Below are 18,214 nucleotides of genomic sequence, written 5' to 3'. Positions count from 1 at the left end.
GAGCTCCCGTTCTCGAAGCTGCGTCGACCGTAGGCACGTTCGCGTGCGCTCGCGCGCGTGGGCCCGGGACGCACGTCGCCCTCGTCCCGGCGGGCCCGGACGAGGGCGGTTCGCCGCGGGGCAGGCGTGCGGCGGTCTTCTTCACCGGCTGCCCCGCGACGGGCACCACGCTAGGGGCTCGGTCCCCGCGGCGGCGTGCCCCGCCGGGGGTGAAATCCGGCGTGTCGCGGTTCGGCTCTCCCCAGATGCGACCGGCGGCGGACGGCCACAGGGTGGGAGGACGCTCGACGCGTCGAGAACGGGGCGCGTGCCGTGGTCCTCCCGCGCACGCTCGTGCGGGGGAGGCGACCTCCCGAGGGAGAGACCATGTTCTTCCACCGTCAAGAGCTCCAGCACCAGGCCACGCCGGACCGCCCGGACGCCGTCTACGCCCGCAAGCTCCAGGAGGTGCTGGGCGGGCAGTACGGCGAGATCACCGTGGCCATGCAGTACGGCTTCCAGTCCTGGAACGCCCACATCCCCGGCAAGTACCGCGACCTGCTCTACGGCATCGGGGCCGAGGAGTTCGGGCACGTCGAGATGCTCGCGACGATGATCGCGCAGCTCCTCGAGAAGGCGCCCGTCGGCGCCGTCGAGGGAGCCGTCCAGAACGACCCCACCGTGGCGGCGATCATCGGCGGCACCGACCCCCAGCACGCGATCGTCGCGGGGGCCGGCGCACGGCCCGTCGACTCGAACGGCAACCCCTGGACGGCCGGGTACGTCACCGCGAGCGGGAACCTGCTCGCCGACTTCACGGCCAACGCCAACGCCGAGATGCAGGGCCGCCTGCAGGTGGCGCGGCTCTACCACATGACCGACGACGCCGGGGTGAAGGACCTCCTGGCGTTCCTGCTCGCGCGCGACACGATGCACCAGAACCAGTGGCTCGCGGCGGCGCAGGAGCTGCGCGACGAGGGCGTCGAGGAGCTCCCGGTGCCCAGCACGTTCCCGCTGTCGAAGGAGGACCGCGACGTGTCCTACCAGTACATCAACTTCTCCGACGGTGAGCACGCGTCCGAGGGGCGCTGGGCGAGCGGCCCGACCCCCGACGGCAAGGGCGAGTTCACCTACGTGGCCGAGCCGCCCGCGGGCGTCCCGATGCCGCCGCCCACGACGGCGGACGAGCGCTTCCACGGCACGACCGGGAAGCCCTCGACGCTCGAGAAGGCGAAGGGCGCCGTCAAGGACGCCCTGCACAAGGACTGAGAGGGGGAGACCGACATGACCGCCGCATCCGCACCACGGGACGCCGCGCGGGCCGACCGCCCGGCGCGGGGCGTCCACCAGTACCTGGCGCTCGTCATCGGGATCGTCTACCTGCTGGTGGGCGTCGTCGGGTTCGCCGTCACGGGGTTCGACGGGTGGACCGTGCACGACCACTCGCAGACCCTGCTGGTCTTCGCGATCAATCCGCTGCACAACGTCGTCCACCTCGTCATCGGCCTCCTCGGCGTGCTGCTGTGGAGCCGGTCGTCGAGCGCCCGGACGTACGGCTGGATCCTCGCGATCGGCTACGGGGCCGCGTTCGTCTACGGGCTGATCGTGGTGAACGACCCGGAGGCGAACGTCCTCAACATCAACGGCGCGGACAACGTGCTGCACGCGGTGAGCGCGGCCGCGGGCCTCGCCATCGCGCTGTGGCCGGCGCGCCGGGAGACCGGTCCCGTGACGCCGACCACGAGGACGGCCGCGTGACCGACACCCCGGTCGACCTGACGGCGAGCGAGACCGGGCGCGTCCTGTGGGACGTGCTCGGTCCGCTCGTCGCCCAGGGCGCCATCGTGCGGCGTCCCCGCGCGACCGCCTGGGCGGAGCGACGCCAGGTCGACCGCACGTCGCGCCGGGTCCTCGAGCGGCTGCGCGCCCGGTACGACGGCGCGCCGCTCGTCGTGCGCCTCGGGGGCCGGCGGCTCGTGCTCGCCACGCGGCCCGAGCACGTCGAGCGCGTCCTCGCGGGCTCGCCCGAGCCCTTCACGCCGGCGTCCTGGGAGAAGCGGGGCGCGCTCGCCCACTTCCAGCCGGACGGCGTGCTGATCTCGCCGCTCCCGGAGCGGCTGGTGCGCCGCCCGTACAACGAGGCGGTGCTCGACATGTCCGAGCCCGTGCACCGCGACGGGGACGCGTTCGTCGCCGCGGTCGAGCGCGAGACCCGCGCGCTCGTCGCGACCGTCGAGGCGTCGGGCCGGCTGGACTGGGACACGTTCGCCGCGTCGTGGTGGCGCACCGTGCGGACGGTCGTCCTCGGCCGGGCGGCGCGCGACGACGAGCGACTCGTCGCGATCCTCGACGCGCTGCGGCGCGACGGGAACTGGTCGTGGTTCCGGCCGCGCCGACCCTGGCTCCGCGCCGCCCTGGAACGGCGGATCGCCGAGCACGTCGCCGTCGCCGAGCCGGGGACCCTCGCGGCGCGCGGCCGCGACACCGGCGGGGCGGACGCCGTGCGTCGGCAGATCCCGCACTGGCTCTTCGCGTTCGACGCGGCGGGCGCCGCGACGTTCCGCGCGCTCGCGGTCGCCGCGGCGCGGCCCGCCGTGCGCGACCGGCTGCTCGCAGAGCTGGCGGCCGCCGGGGACGGTCCGGCCGTCCTCCCGTACGCCCGCGGGTGCGTGCTCGAGTCCGTCCGGCTGTGGCCGACGACGCTCGCGATCCTGCGCGACGCGACAGCCCCCGTGCGCTGGGGCGCGCGCACCTTCCCGGCGGGCACCGGGTTCGTCGTGCTCAGCGCGTTCTTCCACCGGGACACGGACCGCCTGCCGTTCGCCGACGCGTTCACGCCCGAGGCGTGGCTCGACGGACGGGCCGACGCCGACTGGGGCCTCGTCCCGTTCAGCGGCGGTCCCGTGTCGTGCCCCGGCCGCAACGTCGTGCTGCTCCTGGCGTCGCACACGCTCGTGCGCGTCGCGCGCCTCGACCTGGCCGTCGCGCGTGGCCGCTACCTCGCCCAGGACCCGCTCCCGCCGACGATGGACCACCTCGGCCTGCGGTTCGGGCTGCGCGGCGAGACGGCCCGCCGGGAGGGCGAGCTCGCGACGAGGGCGGCCGCCTAGACACCGCCCGGACGACACGAGGGCCCGGGTGCGTCGCACCCGGGCCCTCGTGCTGCCGCGCGTCAGGCGTCGCCCGACGCCTCCCCGCCGGTGCGCGGGTTGACGTTCCCCGGCTCGGCGTCGGGGTCCGTGTCCTCCGACCCCGACCCGCTCGCCTGGCGCCCCTCGCGGGGGTTGAGCGACCGGGGGTCGGCGTCCGGGTCCTCGGCGGGGTCGTAGCCGCGCTCGTCGTTCTCGCTCATGTCGGCCTCCTCGGTCGGGCTCTCGTGCTGGTCTCGCGCCCGCACGGGCGGCGCGTCCTGCCACCGTCGCACGACCTCCCGGCGCTCGCAGGCCTGGGGATGCCTGACCGCCGACGCCCTCGTAGCCTGGGGACGGCGGGCGTGACCGGCAGGTCCCGTCCGTCACGGAGAGTCGAGAAGGGGCCCCGCCGGCACGACGCCAGTCCAGGAGGTCCCGATGCCCGACGCGCCCAGCACGCTCGACACGCTGCCCCGCCTGCGGAGCCTCGCGGAGGTCGCCGAGCTCGTGGAGGTGGTGCGCCCCCTCTACGTGCGGTTCAGCGGCGGTCCGGAGCAGGACGCCGAGAGCGTGAGCCGCGACCACGAGAGCGGGTGCCTGCTGCCCGGTCTCAGCGTCAACCCGCTGACGCCCGAGCCGTGGTGGGACCGCCCGGTGGAGCACTGGGTGGCGCGCCAGCTCTGCCAGTACGCGCACCTCATGACGCCGGAGCGCTTCCCGTGGCTCCTCACGGGCGAGGTCGCGGGGCGCGGCCCGGACAGCGAGCCGCTCCTCGTGGACGTCGTGCCGGCCGCGTCGCTCGACCCTCGGGTCGTCGAGGAGGCGGGCCGGCTCTACCGGGAGGCGTTCGACGCGGGCGACGACGGCACGTGAGGAGCCGCGCCGTCAGGCGAGCCCGGGTCGCGTGCGCACGCGCGCGAACGGGATCTCCCGGGGCCGCGTCGCCGTGTACCACCCGGCCACGAGGAGCACCGTGAGCGTGACGTCCACGGCGTCGCCCGCGTAGTACATGAGCTGCGCGCCCGTGCGAGCGTCGGCGGGGGAGACGCCCGCCGGCGGGTGCGCGTAGAGCCACTTCGCGAGCACGGAGTGCGCGGCGACGAAGGCGACGAGCACGCCCGCGCGCACCCGGAAGGACGCGCGGGACGGGTGCGGGTCCGGCCCGACGAGCGACGCGGTGAACAACCAGCCCGCGAGCAGGACGTGCGCGTGCACGACCACGCCCACGACGGCGGAGGAGTGGGCGAGGTGGAAGAGCCCCGTCGTGTACAGGAGCCAGAGCCCGCCCGCGTCGAGGAGGCCCGCTACCACGGGGTGGCCGACGACGCGCGGCACGGGGGAGCGCAGCACCGCGCTGACGCGACGCGCCCGCACGGGCGGCAGGGCGCGCAGGAGCAGCGAGACGGGCGCGGCGAGCACGAGGAGCAGCGGCGCCAGCATGCCCAGCAGGACGTGCCCCGCCATGTGGGCCGTGAAGCTCGACCGCGACGCCTCCGCGAGCGGCCCGACGGTCGCGACGCCCGCGCACGCGAGCCCCGCGTACCAGGACAGCGTGCGCCGCACGGGCCAGGGGCTGCGCGACCGGGCCGCCCGCAGCCCGGCGGCGTAGGCGGCGGCGCCCAGGGCGAGCACGACGACCGCGACCACCGTCAGCAGGGCGGGCCCGCCGGTCGCGACGTGGTCGTGCGGGGGCATCACGCGGTCCCGGCGGCGTCCGCCCGGGCGGGCCGCGCGCGGCGCAGGACGACCAGCCCGACGACGAGCGCGACGACCGCCGTCCCGATCCACACGACGTCGTACACCAGGAGGTCGACGCCGTACCGGATCTGGTGGATCCCGAGGATCTTGTGGTTGAGGACGCCGTCCAGGAGCTGGAAGCCCCCGACGCCGACGACCACGGCCCCGACCCAGCGCGACCACGACACCTCCGTGCGGCGGCGCACGTCGGCGAGCAGGAACAGCCCCCAGACGGTGACGAACCAGCCCACCGCGTGGAAGACGCCGTCGGCGGCGAGCGCCACCTGGGTCGTCGACAGGTCGTAGAAGTGGTGCCACTGCAGGCCCAGGTGGAACACGAACAGGTCGATGATCGACGCCGCGATCCCGGCACCGAACAGGACGCCCGACAGGACGGTCCGGCGGTCGTGCGCGCGCGCCGTGTCGGCCGGGCCGCTCACGAGCGGCCCGGGTCGTCGTCGGCGGGGTCCGGCGCGTCCTCGACGACGAGCGCGCGCAGCAGGGACTCGGCGACCTCGCGCGGGCTCACGTTCCGGTGCCGGGCCGCCGAGTCGACGATGCGGCGGGCCTCCTCGGCGGAGCACTGGTTGGTCTGCATGATCGCGCCGACGGCGCGCTCCGTGGCGACCGCGTCGGACATGTCCCGGTAGAAGCCCGCGGTCGAGTCCTCGAGCACCGCGAGCTCGAGCCGCAGCCCGACCGCGGACGCCACGAGCTGGGCGTACGCGTCGGCGGCGGTCAGGAGCTCCGGCGTCCACGGGTCGGGTGCGCGCGAGTACAGGTTGAGCGCGACGGCGACGTCCGCGGTGACGATCGCGGGGACGGCCACCGCCGAGACGAAGCCCTCCTCGGCGCACTGCCGTGCCCAGCGCTCCCAGCCGACCGACTCCTCGACGGACGGCACGAGCCGGGAGCCGCCGTCCTCCATCGCGTCGATGCAGGGGCCGGCGTCGTCGAGCGCCTCGGCCTGGTCGCAGCGCCCGGCGGCGTCGGTGCTGCTGCCCGCGCGCACGCTCACGCCGGCCTGACGCACCGTGATGCTGGTCTCGAGGCCGTGGCCGAGGATCGTCGCGGCCCGGTCCGCGAGCTCCTGCGGAAAGCTGGCGATGCCCATCGTGCCCTCCCTGGGGGGTCGGTGCCCGCGCCCTCGCGGCCAGGTCCTCACGCTACGGCGGGTCCCTCCCGCTCGCGCGCACTCGCGCAGAGGTGCCCGAGCGGTTGCCAGTGCGGGGCGCGCGACTAGCGTCGCCTCATGGTGACCGTCACTCGGGCCGTGCGATGCCCCTCCGACGCGGTGCTCGGCGTCCTCGCGGACGGCTGGTCGTACTCGACGTGGGTCGTCGGGACGGCACGCATCCGTGCCGTCGACGACACGTGGCCCGCGCCCGGGTCGCGGATCCTGCACTCGGTCGGGCTGTGGCCCGCGCTGCTCGACGACGAGACGGTCGTGCGCGCCTGGGACCCGGACCGGGGGATCGACCTCCAGGCGCGCGGCTGGCCCGCGGGCGAGGCGCGCGTGCGGATCGAGGTGCGCCCGACGGAGCAGGGCTGCACCGTGCGGATCACGGAGGACGCCGAGAAGGGTCCGGGCACGCTCGTGCCCCGGCCGGTGCGCAGCGCGGTGATCGGCCCCCGGAACGTCGAGGCCCTGCGCCGGCTCGCGTACCTCGCGGAGCGCCGGACCCCGTAGCGCGGCAGCACCGTGCCCGCGGCGCCCCCGCGTCAGGGGTCGCGCAGCAGCCGTGCCCACGCGGTGCGCACGAGCGCACGGCGCAGCGACCCGCGCGGTCCGGCGGCGGCGAGCGCGGCCCGCGCCGCGTTCCACCCGCACGCCCCGTGGACCCCGCCGCCGGGGTGGGCGGACGCGCTCGCGAGGTAGAGCGACGCGACGGGCGTCTCGGGGCGGCCGAGGCCGGGCGTCGGGCGCAGGAAGAGCTCCTGGTGGACGGCCGACGTGCCGCCGTTGATCGCCCCGCCCGCGAGGTTCGCGTCGGCCGCCTCCAGGTCGGCCGGGGTCTGCACGAAGCGACCCACGACCGTGTCCGCGAAGCCGGGCGCGACCCGCTCGACCGCGTCCTCCACGCGGCGCACTTCGTCCGTGACGCGCTCGCGCGTCCACGGCACGCCGTGCGGCACGTGCGTGTAGGCCCACGCCGACTCGGTGCCCGCGGGCGACCGCGTGGGGTCCGACGTCGTCATCTGCCCGAGGACGAGGAACGGCCGCTCGGGGACGCGGCCGCGCGAGAGCGAGGCCGCGACGTCGACGAACCCCGCGCGGTCGACACCGAGGTGCACCGTGCCCGCACCGCGCGCCCCGGGCGCGGTCCACGGGACGGGCCGGTCGAGCGCCCAGCTCACCTTCACGGTCGGGTGGTCCCACTGGAACCGGCCGAGGTCGCGCACGAGCCGCGCCGGGAGCCGGTCGGCGCCGACGAGGTCGAGGTAGAGCGCGGGCGCGCTGACGTCGGCGAGCACGGCGTGGCGGGCGCGCACGTGCCGCCCGTCGGCCGTGCTCACGCCGACCGCGCGACCGCGCACCACGTGCACGCGCTCGACCCGCGCGCCGGTGACGACGTCGCCCCCGCGGGCGCGGAGCCGGGAGACGAGCGCGTCGGGGAGCCGGCCGGCCCCGCCGGTCGGGACGGGGAAGCCCACGTCCTGGCCGAGCATGGCGAGCAGCCAGCCGAACACGCCGCTGCCCGCGGCGTCGGGCGGGACGTCGGCGTGCATGGCGTTGCCGGTGAGCAGCAGGCCGCCCCCCTCGCCGCGGAACGTCTCGTCGGCCAGGCGGCGCACGGGCAGGACGGCGAGCCGGGCGAGGTCGAGCGTGCCCGCCGCGCCGAGCCGGCGCAGCACGCGCAGCACCGGCCCGGCCGCCGGGAGCGGGCTGAACAGCGCGTCGAGGAGCGGGTCGCGCACGCGGTCCCAGCCCGCCACGAGCTCGAGCCACGCGTCGCCGTCGCCGGGCGCGAGCTCGTCGAGCCCGGCGGCGGTGTCCTCGGCGCGGGCGCGCAGGACGGCGGCACCGCCGTCGTCGAGGGCGTGCGCGAGGACGTCCGGGGCGCGGGACCACGTGAGGCCGTGCTCCTCGAGGTGCAGGCCCCGGATCACCGGCGACCCCGCCGCGAGCGGGTAGAACGCGCTGAAGAGGTCCGTCTCGTACCCCGGCGCCGCGACCTCCGCGGAGCGGACCGCGCCGCCGTACGTCTCCTGCGCCTCGAGGACGAGCACGTCCCACCCGGCGTCGGCGAGCGCGTTCGCGGCGACGAGGCCGTTGGGCCCCGCCCCGACCACGACGGCGTCGACGGTGGTCAGGCCCACGGGTCGAGCACGACCTTGATGCAGCCGTCCTCCTTGCGCTGGAACGTGCGGTACGCGTCCGGGGCCGACTCGAGCGGCAGCCGGTGCGTGCGCAGGTCCAGCACGCCGAGCGGGTCGGAGACGTCGGCGGCGAGGGGGAGGACGTCGTCGGTCCAGCGGCGCACGTTCGCCTGGCCCATGCGCAGCGTCACCTGCTTGTCGAAGAGCTGCATCATGGGCAGCGGGTCCTTCGCCCCGCCGTAGACGCCGGAGATCGAGATCGTGCCGCCGCGGCGGACGAGGTCGATCGCGGTGTAGAGGGCCGCGAGGCGGTCGGTCGCGGCGCGCTCGGTGAGGGGCGCGGCGAGCGCGTCGGGCAGGACGCCGACGACCTTCTGGGTGGCCTCGGCGACCGGGGAGCCGTGCGCCTCCATCCCGACGGCGTCGATGACGGAGTCCGCGCCGCGGCCCGACGTGAGGTCGCGCACCGCGCCGACGAGGTCGTCGACCGCCGACGGGTCGAGGGTCTCGACGCCGTGACGCTCGGCCATCGCGCGCCGCTCCGGCACGCGCTCGATCCCGACGACCCGGGACGCGCCGCGGTGCAGCGCGATCCGGGCGGACATCTGCCCGATCGGGCCGAGCCCCAGCACCACGACCGTGCCGCCGGGCGGCACGTCGGCGTACTCGACGGCCTGCCACGCGGTGGGCACGACGTCGGAGAGGTAGAGGTAGCGCTCGTCCGGGGAGCCGTCGTCGGGCACGACGACCGGCCCGTACTGGGCCTGCGGCACGCGCAGGTACTGGGCCTGCCCACCGGGCACCTGGCCGTAGAGCTTGGTGTACCCGAAGAGCGCGGCGCCCTTGTCCTGCGAGCGGACCTGCGTCGTCTCGCACTGGGTCTGCAGCCCGCGCTCGCACATCCAGCAGTGCCCGCACGCGATGTTGAACGGGACGACGACGCGGTCGCCGACCCGGAGGTTCTCCGCCTCGGGCCCGACCTCCTCGACGACGCCCATGGCCTCGTGGCCCAGGACGTCGCCGGAGTCGAGGAACATCCCGAGCACCCCGTACAGGTGCAGGTCGGAGCCGCAGATCGCGGTCGACGTGACGCGCACGATCGCGTCCGTGGGCTGCTCGATCGGGGGGTCGGGCACGTCCTCGACGCTCACCTTCTCGCGTCCCTGCCAGGTCAGTGCTCGCATGGTGCTGCCGTCCTTCCGTGGGTGGTGCGTGTGCGTGGTGCGTGGTGCGCGTGCGTGGTGGGGACCGCGGGCTCAGCCCTTGCTCCCCGTCGTCGCCACCCCCTCGACGAAGTGCCGCTGGCCGAGGAAGAAGAGGAGGATCATCGGGAGGGTCGTGATGACGGAGGCCGTGACGACGACCTCCCACTGCGACTCGCCGCCGGGGCCGAACTGGTCGATGAGCGCCTTGAGGCCGCGCGGGATGGTGAACGTCGAGGAGTCCTGCAGGTAGATGAGCGGGCGCATGAGGTCCGTCCACGCCGCCTGGGCCTCGAAGAGGAGCGTCAGGACGAGGGCGGGCCGGCACAGCGGCACCGCGATGCGCCAGAACATCTGCCAGTTGTTCGCGCCGTCGAGGCGCGCGGCCTCGAACGGCTCGCGCGGCAGGCCGAGGAAGAACTGCCGCAGCAGGAACACGTAGAACGCGCTCGCGAACAGGTTCCCCGCCCACAGCGGCACGTTCGTCCCCACGAGCCCGAGCTGGTTCCAGATGAGGAACGTGGGGATCATCGTCACGGCGCCCGGCAGCATCATGGTCGCGAGCACGAGCGCGAACAGGGCGCCCCGGCCGCGGAAGCGGAAGAACGCGAAGCCCCACGCGACGAGCGCGCTCGACACCGTGACGAGGCCCGCGGCGAGCACGGTGACGACGACGGTGTTCCAGAGCCACAGCGCGAGCGGTGCCTCCTGCCAGACGGTCACGTAGTTGTCGAGCGTGAACGTGCGCGGCACGAGCCGGTTGTCGAACACCTCGGCGCGCGGCTTGAACGACGCGGAGAGCAGCCACAGCAGCGGGTACACGAACGCGACCGTGGCGAGCACGAGCGCGGCGAGCACGACGGCGCGCAGCCACCGGCGGCGCGGCCCGCGCCCGGCGCCGCGCGTCCGGGCGGGGGGCGGCGGGCCCTGCGCCTCGGGCGCACCCGTGGCCGGGTCCGGCGCGGCGCCCGGGCCGCTCACGGCGGGGCGGGGGAACGAGGGCGCGGTGGTCATCGCTGCTCCCCCTCGTAGTAGACGAGCCGTCGGGACACGACGAGCTGGACGAGCGTGACGAGCATGATGACGACGAACAGCAGCCACGCGAGCGCCGACGCGTACCCCATGTGGAGCTCCTGGAACCCCTCCTGGAAGAGGTAGATCACGTAGAACAGCGCGGCGTCGTTGCGGTAGGTCGAGTTGCCGGCGCCGAAGTAGGCCGAGTACGCCTCGGTGAACATCTGGAACCCGGCGATCGTGTTGATCACGACGACGAAGAACAGCGCGCCGCTGATCATCGGAACCGTGACGGCGCGCGTGCGGCGCCAGAACCCCGCCCCGTCGACGCGCGCGGCGTCGTACAGGTCGTTCGGCACGTTGCGCAGGGCCGCGAGCAGGATGATCACGGCCGACCCGACGGTCCAGAGGCTGATGAGCACGAGCCCAGGCTTGATCCAGGCCTGGTCGGTCGTCCACGACGGTCCCTGGACGCCGAACCACGACAGGACCTGGTTGACGACGCCGTACTGGCCGTTGAACAGCAGCAGGAGCAGCACGCCGACGGCGACCGGCGGCGTCATCTTGGGGATGAAGAACGCGGTGCGGAAGAAGCCTGCCGTCCGGCCCGCCTGGTTGAGGAGCAGCGCGAGCGCGAGCGCCACGACCGTGTAGAGGGGCACCTGGACCACCGTGTAGACGAGCGTGTTCCACAGCGACAGCGCGACCTTCGGGTCCTGCGCCATCTCGCGGTAGTTGTCGAGACCGACGAACGTCGGGTCGTTGATGACGTCGTAGTCCGTGAGCGACAGGTAGGCGCTGTAGAGGATCGGCCACGCCGTGAACACGAGGAACCCGACGATCCACGGGCTGATGAAGCGCAGCGCCGCGTTGCGCTCCCGCCGCGCGGACGCGCTCAGGCGCGGGCGGCGACCGCCCGGCGCCGTGCGGTGGCCGTCCGACGCCGGGGGAGGGGTCGGCAGGGTCGGCGCGACGTCGGCTGCCGCCACCTCAGTCCTCCTCGTCCCACTGCGCCCAGGCGTCGTCGAGCGCCTTCTGCGCCTCGTCCTGGGCCTGCGCGAGCGCCTCGGCCGGCTCCTGCTGGCCGTTGAGGACGCGGTTCACCGCGTCCTGCCAGGCGGTCTCGAACTCGTTGTCCGCGGGGTTCGCCGGGAGCGCGAAGGTCGCGTCGTTCGCCTCGTACATCGCGTCGATCGCGTCCTGCCACGGCTGGGGCGCGTCGTCGGGCACGAGGTCGTCACGGATCTGCTGGTCCGCCTCCTCGTTGCCGGTGAGGACGCCCGTGAAGACCAGGCCGTCCTGCGCACGCGCGTCGGCGCGCGCCTGCGCCGCCTCGACCCAGGCGTCCGTCTCCGTCATGAGGCGGGCGAACCGGCACGCCGCCGCGGGGTTCTCGCTCCCGCGCGGGACCGCCCAGGCGGAGCCGGACGCGAACGCGATCGCGTCGCCGTCGGGCGTGCGCACGGCGTCGAACGCCATGGGGGCGTCCGGGGACGACTCGTTGAGCACGTTGATGTACCACTGCTCCATCGGCATCGCGCCGAGGGCGTCGGTCGCGAACTGGTTCCCGGCGCCGAAGAAGTCGGCGGAGTCGCGGAACGTCTTGACCGCCGGGAACCCGCCCTGGGCGTCGTAGATCCCCACCGCCCACTCGAGCGACTCGACGACCTCGGGGGCGTCGAGCTGCGCGGTGCGGCCGTCCTCGGAGAGCAGGTCGGCCCCGACCGCCTTCGACCACAGCGGGAGGAACTCCGGCAGCTTCGAGTCGAACCCGATGACGCTCAGCGTCCCGCCGTCGGTGCGCAGGAGCGCCTCGTTCGCCGCCGTGACGGCCTCGCGGTCCGAGCCGTTGACGTCCTCGACGGTGAGCCCGGCCGCGGAGAGCAGGTCGGCGTTCGCCATCGTCACCTGGACCTGGTTGAACTCCGGGATCCCGTACACGCTGCCGTCGAACGTCACCTGGTCGACGGCGGTGTCCACGAACGCGTCCAGGTCGATCTCCTCGGCCGCGACGCACTCGTCGAGCGGGAGGATCGCGTCGCGCGACGCGAACGTGCCGATCTGGTCGCGGTTCGCGTACACCACGTCCGGCGGGTTGCCCGACGCGACCGCCGAGAGGAAGGCCTGGATGTCGAGCTCGCCCTCCGAGAGGCGCACGTCGACGCCGTCGAGGCCCTCCACGGCGCGGTCGTAGCGGACCTCGCCGATCTCGTCGCCGGTCCCGAAGCCCATGACCGAGAGCTCGCCCGACGGCGACCCGTCGGCCGTGAAGTCGACGTCCGAGCCGTCGTCACCGGTGCCCTGCGCACAGCCCGTCAGGGCCAGGGCGGCGACCACCATGCTCGTTCCTGCGGCTGCCGCGCCGCGTCGGCGGACCATCATCTGCCTCCTCGTGGGAGCCACGGGGCGGACGGCAGGGGTGCGCGACGCCACCGTGGTGCTCGACGGCGTCGGCGTCTGGCTGCACCGACGCCGCCAGTGAAGCACCGGCTCTGTCCGCTCACACGTCGAACCGCTGCTCCCGCCCGGTGCCCGGCGCGTGCACGGCAGGCGCGCGTGCGGGCGCCCGCCGGGCGGGGCACCCTCGTCCCGTGGCACGAGACGAGAGCAGGACGGGACCGACCGCGCCCGCGGCCCGGGCACCCCGGGTGGTGGAGGCAGGGACACGGGCGCGCCGCGCGGTCACGGCCGCGCAACGGCAGTGGGTGCGCCACCCCCGGTGGTCGCTGGCCGTCAAGGGCGCGCTCGCGGCGGCCGTCGCGTGGTACGTCGGGGTGCTCGCCCCGGCCCCGTTCTCCGAGTACCCCTACTACGCCCCGCTCGGCGCGGTCGTCGCGACGACGAGCACGCTCGCGCGCTCCGTCCGCGAGTCGACCCAGGCGATCCTCGCGATCCTCGTCGGCGCGGCGATCGCCCGGGGCGTCGACCTCGTCCTCGCCCCGAGCGCGCTGTCCGTGGCGGTCGTCGTCGGCCTCGCGCTCCTGTGCGCGGGCTGGCGGCGGTTCGGCGAGATGGGCACGTGGGCGGTGACGTCGGCCCTGTTCGTGCTCATCATCGGCAACGACGCGAAGGTCGAGTTCGTCGGTGCGTACGCCGGTCTCGTCGTCGTGGGTGCGGGCATCGGCGTCGTCATCAACCTGCTCGTGCCCCCGCTGCCCCTCACCCCGACCGAGGAGGCCCTCGACGGGCTGCGCGACACGCTCGTCGACCAGGTCGAGGCGCTCGGCGACGGTCTCGCGGGCGAGCGCCCGCCGTCGGCGGAGGAGTGGGAGGAGCGGCGGCGCGAGGTGGAGCCGACGCTCACCCGCGCGCGCGACGCCGTCGCGCGGACCCGGGAGGCCGCGCGCGCCAACATCCGGCTGCGTCGCCACCGCGACTGGGCCGCGTCGCAGGTGCGGCGCGCGCAGGAGCTCGAGGGGTCGGCCGACGTCGTCGAGTCGCTCGTGCGGCTGCTCGTCGAGTGGGAGCGCGAGGACCGCGACGACCTCGCACTCGGCGCCCGCCTGCGGCCGCTCACGGCCCGTGCCCTGGACGCCTACGCCGGTGCGCTGCGGTCCGTCGGCACGGAGCCCGCCGACGCGGAGGCGCTGCGCGAGGTCTCCGCGCGGACGCAGGAGCTGCACGACGGCGTCCGGGCGGCGCGCCGCGAGGACGACCGGGACTACTTCGTCGCGGGCGCGGTCGTGCTCGCCCTGCGGCGCGGCGTGGCGGTGCTGACGGCCGGGTGACACCGGGCGCAGAGCCGCCCCGGTCCCGCAGGCTGGTCGGACGCAGCCGTGGGAGCCGGGGCGGCTCGGGTCGTCAGCTCAGGTGCTCAGGGGCGCGTCAGCCGCAGGCGTGCGCCGCGTGCTCGACCACCTCCTCGCTCGTCACCTCCTCGCCGTCGACCGTCGCCGTGGCGGACACGGTGACGGCCCCTGCGTCGAGCGTCGTCGCGCGCGTGGCGAACGACTGGTAGGCCGCCGCCCCGGGCGCGACGCCCGCGACCGTGCGCGACCCGAACGCCGTCGTGAGCGTCACGTCCGCCACGACGTCGGACGCGTTCGTCGCCGCGACCGCGAGGTACGCCTTGCCCGCGAGGCACCGCGGCGTCACGACGACGTCGAGCGCCACGCCGGCCGGCTCCTGCGCCGGCGTGACGACGAGGTCGCGCAGGCTGCCGGTGTTGTCGAACGAGCCGAACCCGACGCGGCCCGTGCCGAACGTCGTGTCGTTCGCGGTGAGGAGCGGTGTGTCGAGCCCGTCGACGTAGACGGCGACGTCGCCGCTGTCCGCGCAGCGCACGACGCGCACGTCGTGCCACTCCTCGTCGGTGACCGCCGGGGGAGCCCCGACGGCGCCGTCCCACTGGTCGTCGATCCGCTCCCGGTCCTTGCCGTCGACCTTGAAGATGCCGTTGTGCGCGTAGATCGTGTTGTCCTGCGACAGGTGCGCGTAGTAGTACTGCGTGTCCGACTGCCAGCCGAACACCACGATCACGTCGCGGTTGTTCACGGACGCGGGGGCGTCGAGCCGCACCTCGGCGTCGAGCGCGAACGACCCGAGCTCGGGGCCCTCGGTGAGGACCGCGTACTCGAACGGACGGCGGATGCCGTCGTCCGGGTTGTCGCCCGCCTGCGCGAGCACGACCGCGTCGCCCGGGAACTGCCACTTCGACGGCGTGCGCGGCGCCCAGTGCTCGGCACCGAGGACGTCGGTGATCGGCTCGCCCCCCGGCGCGCACGACGGCGGCGCCGGAGGCTCGACCGGCTGGGCGCCGAACAGCGCGTACTGCGCGGCGACCTGCTCGGGCGTCGGGACGACGTCGAGGAACATGAGGTCGTCCATGCGGCCGTGGAACGGGTTCGCCTCGCGCGTGTCCTGCGGGAAGCTCCCGCCGATCTTGATCCCCGCGGGGTCGGTGGGCGACGTCGCGCCCGCGCCCCACGGGTTCGAGGCCGTGTACCGGCCCTCGAGCTCCTCGCCGTTGCGGTACAGCTTCATCTCCCCGCCCGCGAAGTCGAACGTCGCGGCGAGGTGCACCCACTGGTTGCGCTGGAGGATCTGGTCCCACGGCAGGTCGGCCGCGAACGTCCACGAGCCGCCGCCGTCGAGGCGGCGCCCGAGCGCGACGAGCCGCAGCTCGCCGTCCACCGTGATGACCTCGAGCAGCGCGCGCACCGCGTGCCCGTCCGACGTCCCGGTCAGGACTCCGGCGAGCCCGATCGCGTTGTAGCGGTCGTCGGGGTTCGCCGTGCCCGAGTTGAGGGCGGGGTGCTCGCCGGTCGGCTTGAACCAGCCCATCACGGAGATCTCGTCCGCCCCGGCGAACGCACCGAGGGAGTCGACGCCGTCGGGGTCGTAGACGCCGGCCTTCCAGTCGTCGTTCGACGCCGTCCGGGGACTCATCTGCTGCGTCTGGAGCGCCTCGCCCGCACCGGGGTAGGCCCGGTCCGCCACGCGCATCTCGACGCCGCCGTTGACGAGCTCGATGTCGGTCCCCGACCAGCCCTGGTCCGCCTCCCACGTCGGCGCACCCGGGACGGGGTGGTCGAAGTCGTAGTGCGCGACGAGGTTCGGGGCGAGCTCGGGCAGCGCGACGGGGGAGGCGGCCGTCGCGCGCCGCGCGCCGGTCACCTTCCAGATCTTCCCGTTCGCCTTCGAGACGAGGTACAGCTCCCCGTCGGCGTCCGCGCCGAACCGCAGGTCGACCCGCTGGTCGCCGACGAGCTCCTGGAACGTCGTCTCCGCGCCGTCGGCGAACACGCGCAGGTGCTCGATCTCGGCGAGGTCGGCCGGGTCGCCGTCGTTCCGGACCATCTCGTCGGCCTCGGTGCCCAGGACCCACCCGCGCACGAGGTCGGTGAACAGGTAGCGGCCGCGTAGCTCCGGGATGTCCCCGCGGTACACGAAGCCGCCGTTGAGCGCGACGCCCGCGTCGCCGGTCTGGCCCGGGTCGCGGTTGTGGTCGTACGCGGCGACGGGGTAGGTGAAGCCGTGCTGCGCGTCGTCGGCGGGCAGGGGGAAGATCTGCCGGTTGTCCGCGAGGAACGGTCCCTCGCGCACGGACCAGCCGAAGTTGTCGCCCGGCTCGACGGCGTACACCGACTCGACCTGCCACTCGCCGATGTGCCCGAGGTACATCGTGTGGTCGCCCTCGGGGTCCCAGCTGATGCGGTGCGGGTCGCGCAGGCCGAGGGCGTAGATCTCGGGCAGCGCCCCGGGGGTGCCGACGAACGGGTTGTCCGCGGGGATCCCGTATCTCCCGTTGGCGCTGTCGTCGCCGAGCGGGTCGATGCGGAAGACCTTGCCCTGCGGCGTCGCGAGGTCCTGCGGGTTGCCGTTGCCGACGCCGTTGCCGCCGTCGCCCACGAGGACGTAGAGGTTTCCGTAGTCGGCGTCACCCTCGGTCACCGTGGGGTTGAACGCGATCTGCTGCACCGTGTGCACGCGGCCGGCGAACGGCACGCGCAGGACCTCGCGGCTCGTGCCCGCGAAGACCGGTGCGGACGGGTCGGTGGCCTTCCACTCCGTGACGACGCTGTGGAACTGCGTGTTGCCGTACGCCGGGTAGTCCGGCGTGTCCTGCGTCAGCGCGGTGCCGCCCTCGGTGTGCACCGTGTAGAACAGGCCGTTCTCGGCGAAGTCGGGGTGGAACTCGGCGGAGCCGAGTCCGGTCCCGAGGCCCGCGCTGTTGTGGAAGTTGTCGCGGAACTGCTGGCGCACGTCGAGGTACGCCACGTGCTCCCCGGTGTCCTTGTCGACCGTGTAGAGCACCGCGTTGTTGTCCGGCACCATGAGGCGGCCGGAGCCGTCCGGGATCTCGTCGAGGTGCGTGATCCGGTTGTGCCGCACGAGGCGCTGGTCCTGCGTCGCCGGTGTCGTCGACGACTCGGGGAGCTGGGCCAGCTCGGTCACCTCGATGCCGAGGGTCGACGGCGTCGGGTCCGGCAGCGGGTTGAGCAGCGGCTCGCTCGGCGCGGTGCCGCCCCCGGCGCAGTCGGCCGGGTTGCCGGTCGGGACGGCGAGGTTCTGCCCGGTCGTGTCGACCGCGACGTCGTCGAGCATGAGCCGGCCCGCGCTGCTCGCGCCGTTGATCCAGAAGAAGCGGTCGAGCGCCCCGCTCACGCCCTGCCGGAAGCCGAACTGCTGCTCGGTGCCCGCGGGCAGCCGCGTGACCTCGTCGTACGGGCCGCCCTGGCTGTACACGCTGACCTTGTCGGTCGCGTTGTCCGCGACGATCCAGACGCACTGCCACGTGTCGCGCGACCACACGCCCGCGGGCTTGAAGGCGCCGCCGTCGCGCACGAGCATGACGTCGTTGTTCTGGTTGTTCACGTAGGCGCGGCTGTGCGCGTAGTCGGACGGCGCGTCGTGGTCCGTGATCCCGAACGACGTGTCCACGCTCCCCGTGCGCAGGAAGCGGAAGAACACGGTCCCCGTCGTCCCGTCGGCGATGCCGGGGACGGCGCGGTGGGCGCGCTGGGTCCCCCCGACCATCTCGAGCACCTGGTTGTTGCCGTTGAGCGGGTCGGCGATCACCCGGGCGGCGGAGGAGGCGGACCAGCCGTCCTGGCCGTTCAGGGCGGTCCGCTGGTAGGACTCGAAGCTGAGGACCTCGCTGAACTCGTCCGCGGCCTCCTCTGCGGCCGCCGGTGGTCCGAGGAGGGTCCCTCCCAGGACGGCCGCGAGGGACAGGGCGAGCGCCGCCCTGCCTCGTCGGCTCGCATGCGTAGACGTCATCGTCTGCTCCACTTCGTCGGATGGTGCTGGCACGACGCTGGTTAGCGCTGTCATGCGACCGACCCGCCGGGCGTCCGCCGCCGGGCCGGCCCTCCTGCACGCCGTCGG

At 74.5% G+C, this 18,214-nt stretch carries 17 protein-coding genes; 7 read left to right on the top strand and 10 right to left on the bottom strand.

Annotated features, from left to right (window positions below; all coding sequences use genetic code 11):
* The first annotated feature begins 366 nt into the window (after positions 1 to 366).
* From B9L22_RS12285 to B9L22_RS12275, 3 genes are read left to right on the top strand one after another with little or no spacing between them, the layout of a single operon-like run.
* On the top strand, positions 367 to 1,248 hold the full coding sequence (locus B9L22_RS12285; protein WP_086150562.1) for a manganese catalase family protein: 882 nt from the start codon (positions 367 to 369) through the stop codon (positions 1,246 to 1,248).
* A 15-nt stretch (positions 1,249 to 1,263) separates the two neighbouring features.
* Entirely contained in the window at positions 1,264 to 1,737 is a 474-nt protein-coding gene (locus tag B9L22_RS12280) for a DUF4383 domain-containing protein (protein WP_086150561.1), read from the top strand.
* Positions 1,734 to 3,089 (top strand): cytochrome P450, encoded by a 1,356-nt coding sequence (locus tag B9L22_RS12275; protein ID WP_143317272.1) that lies wholly within the window; start codon positions 1,734 to 1,736, stop codon positions 3,087 to 3,089. Before B9L22_RS12280 ends, B9L22_RS12275 begins: the two co-directional genes overlap by 4 nt.
* A 62-nt stretch (positions 3,090 to 3,151) precedes the next feature.
* Here B9L22_RS12275 and B9L22_RS12270 read toward each other — a convergent pair whose 3' ends face one another.
* On the bottom strand, positions 3,152 to 3,331 hold the full coding sequence (locus tag B9L22_RS12270) for a hypothetical protein (protein WP_021482207.1): 180 nt from the start codon (positions 3,329 to 3,331) through the stop codon (positions 3,152 to 3,154).
* 217 nt (positions 3,332 to 3,548) lie between these two features.
* Here B9L22_RS12270 and B9L22_RS12265 point away from each other — a divergent pair, with 217 nt between their 5' ends.
* Positions 3,549 to 3,983, top strand: a complete 435-nt coding sequence (locus tag B9L22_RS12265; protein WP_086150558.1) for a DUF6098 family protein — start codon at positions 3,549 to 3,551, stop codon at positions 3,981 to 3,983.
* A gap of 12 nt (positions 3,984 to 3,995) precedes the next feature.
* Here B9L22_RS12265 and B9L22_RS12260 read toward each other — a convergent pair whose 3' ends face one another.
* From B9L22_RS12260 to B9L22_RS12250, 3 genes are read right to left on the bottom strand one after another with little or no spacing between them, the layout of a single operon-like run.
* On the bottom strand, positions 3,996 to 4,805 hold the full coding sequence (locus tag B9L22_RS12260; RefSeq protein ID WP_086150557.1) for a cytochrome c oxidase assembly protein: 810 nt from the start codon (positions 4,803 to 4,805) through the stop codon (positions 3,996 to 3,998).
* Complete coding sequence (locus B9L22_RS12255; protein WP_086150556.1) at positions 4,805 to 5,287, bottom strand: DUF2243 domain-containing protein; 483 nt, start codon at positions 5,285 to 5,287, stop codon at positions 4,805 to 4,807. The genes B9L22_RS12260 and B9L22_RS12255 overlap by 1 nt, the downstream gene beginning before the upstream one ends.
* Complete coding sequence (locus B9L22_RS12250; RefSeq protein WP_086150555.1) at positions 5,284 to 5,961, bottom strand: GAF and ANTAR domain-containing protein; 678 nt, start codon at positions 5,959 to 5,961, stop codon at positions 5,284 to 5,286. Before B9L22_RS12250 ends, B9L22_RS12255 begins: the two co-directional genes overlap by 4 nt.
* 138 nt (positions 5,962 to 6,099) lie before the next feature.
* Here B9L22_RS12250 and B9L22_RS12245 point away from each other — a divergent pair, with 138 nt between their 5' ends.
* Positions 6,100 to 6,537 (top strand): SRPBCC family protein, encoded by a 438-nt coding sequence (locus B9L22_RS12245; RefSeq protein ID WP_043659384.1) that lies wholly within the window; start codon positions 6,100 to 6,102, stop codon positions 6,535 to 6,537.
* 32 nt (positions 6,538 to 6,569) lie between these two features.
* Here B9L22_RS12245 and B9L22_RS12240 read toward each other — a convergent pair whose 3' ends face one another.
* The 5 genes from B9L22_RS12240 to B9L22_RS12220 all read right to left on the bottom strand — a co-directional run bounded on the left by B9L22_RS12240 (position 6,570) and on the right by B9L22_RS12220 (position 12,724).
* Entirely contained in the window at positions 6,570 to 8,168 is a 1,599-nt protein-coding gene (locus B9L22_RS12240) for an NAD(P)/FAD-dependent oxidoreductase (protein ID WP_233140073.1), read from the bottom strand.
* A complete protein-coding gene (locus B9L22_RS12235) occupies positions 8,159 to 9,352 on the bottom strand; it encodes a zinc-dependent alcohol dehydrogenase (RefSeq protein ID WP_086150554.1) in 1,194 nt (397 codons plus the stop codon). The genes B9L22_RS12240 and B9L22_RS12235 overlap by 10 nt, the downstream gene beginning before the upstream one ends.
* A gap of 72 nt (positions 9,353 to 9,424) precedes the next feature.
* On the bottom strand, positions 9,425 to 10,384 hold the full coding sequence (locus B9L22_RS12230; protein WP_086150553.1) for a carbohydrate ABC transporter permease: 960 nt from the start codon (positions 10,382 to 10,384) through the stop codon (positions 9,425 to 9,427).
* A complete protein-coding gene (locus tag B9L22_RS12225) occupies positions 10,381 to 11,373 on the bottom strand; it encodes a carbohydrate ABC transporter permease (RefSeq protein ID WP_233140072.1) in 993 nt (330 codons plus the stop codon). The genes B9L22_RS12230 and B9L22_RS12225 overlap by 4 nt, the downstream gene beginning before the upstream one ends.
* A gap of 1 nt (position 11,374) precedes the next feature.
* Positions 11,375 to 12,724 (bottom strand): extracellular solute-binding protein, encoded by a 1,350-nt coding sequence (locus B9L22_RS12220; protein WP_233140071.1) that lies wholly within the window; start codon positions 12,722 to 12,724, stop codon positions 11,375 to 11,377.
* On the opposite strand from B9L22_RS12220, the gene B9L22_RS20245 reads away from it, so the two are divergent.
* Both B9L22_RS20245 and B9L22_RS12215 read left to right on the top strand, forming a co-directional pair.
* Positions 12,723 to 12,866 carry a hypothetical protein gene (locus tag B9L22_RS20245; RefSeq protein WP_163187287.1) on the top strand — a complete coding sequence of 48 codons (144 nt, stop codon included), beginning with the start codon at positions 12,723 to 12,725 and terminating at the stop codon, positions 12,864 to 12,866. The two genes, B9L22_RS12220 and B9L22_RS20245, sit on opposite strands and share 2 nt — an antisense overlap.
* 223 nt (positions 12,867 to 13,089) lie before the next feature.
* Complete coding sequence (locus B9L22_RS12215) at positions 13,090 to 14,112, top strand: aromatic acid exporter family protein (RefSeq protein ID WP_158097206.1); 1,023 nt, start codon at positions 13,090 to 13,092, stop codon at positions 14,110 to 14,112.
* 97 nt (positions 14,113 to 14,209) lie between these two features.
* Here B9L22_RS12215 and B9L22_RS12210 read toward each other — a convergent pair whose 3' ends face one another.
* Entirely contained in the window at positions 14,210 to 18,106 is a 3,897-nt protein-coding gene (locus B9L22_RS12210) for a PQQ-dependent sugar dehydrogenase (protein ID WP_233140070.1), read from the bottom strand.
* Positions 18,107 to 18,214 lie beyond the last annotated feature (108 nt).

Source organism: Cellulosimicrobium sp. KWT-B, from assembly GCF_002127155.1.
Taxonomy (GTDB): Bacteria; Actinomycetota; Actinomycetes; order Actinomycetales; family Cellulomonadaceae; genus Cellulosimicrobium; species Cellulosimicrobium funkei.
The sequence above is the reverse complement of the archived record's forward strand: the minus strand, read 5'-3'. Positions and strand labels throughout refer to the sequence as shown.

What these genes read in the sequence shown, in the direction of transcription:
- B9L22_RS12285 (WP_086150562.1), top strand. Translation starts at nt 367, where the DNA reads ATGTTCTTCCACCGTCAAGAGCTCCAGCACCAGGCCACGCCGGACCGC.
- B9L22_RS12280 (WP_086150561.1), top strand. Translation starts at nt 1,264, where the DNA reads ATGACCGCCGCATCCGCACCACGGGACGCCGCGCGGGCCGACCGCCCG.
- B9L22_RS12270 (WP_021482207.1), bottom strand. Translation starts at nt 3,331, where the DNA reads ATGAGCGAGAACGACGAGCGCGGCTACGACCCCGCCGAGGACCCGGAC.
- B9L22_RS12265 (WP_086150558.1), top strand. Translation starts at nt 3,549, where the DNA reads ATGCCCGACGCGCCCAGCACGCTCGACACGCTGCCCCGCCTGCGGAGC.
- B9L22_RS12260 (WP_086150557.1), bottom strand. Translation starts at nt 4,805, where the DNA reads ATGCCCCCGCACGACCACGTCGCGACCGGCGGGCCCGCCCTGCTGACG.
- B9L22_RS12250 (WP_086150555.1), bottom strand. Translation starts at nt 5,961, where the DNA reads ATGGGCATCGCCAGCTTTCCGCAGGAGCTCGCGGACCGGGCCGCGACG.
- B9L22_RS12245 (WP_043659384.1), top strand. Translation starts at nt 6,100, where the DNA reads ATGGTGACCGTCACTCGGGCCGTGCGATGCCCCTCCGACGCGGTGCTC.
- B9L22_RS12235 (WP_086150554.1), bottom strand. Translation starts at nt 9,352, where the DNA reads ATGCGAGCACTGACCTGGCAGGGACGCGAGAAGGTGAGCGTCGAGGAC.
- B9L22_RS12230 (WP_086150553.1), bottom strand. Translation starts at nt 10,384, where the DNA reads ATGACCACCGCGCCCTCGTTCCCCCGCCCCGCCGTGAGCGGCCCGGGC.
- B9L22_RS20245 (WP_163187287.1), top strand. Translation starts at nt 12,723, where the DNA reads ATGCTCGTTCCTGCGGCTGCCGCGCCGCGTCGGCGGACCATCATCTGC.
- B9L22_RS12220 (WP_233140071.1), bottom strand. Translation starts at nt 12,724, where the DNA reads ATGGTGGTCGCCGCCCTGGCCCTGACGGGCTGTGCGCAGGGCACCGGT.
- B9L22_RS12210 (WP_233140070.1), bottom strand. Translation starts at nt 18,106, where the DNA reads ATGACGTCTACGCATGCGAGCCGACGAGGCAGGGCGGCGCTCGCCCTG.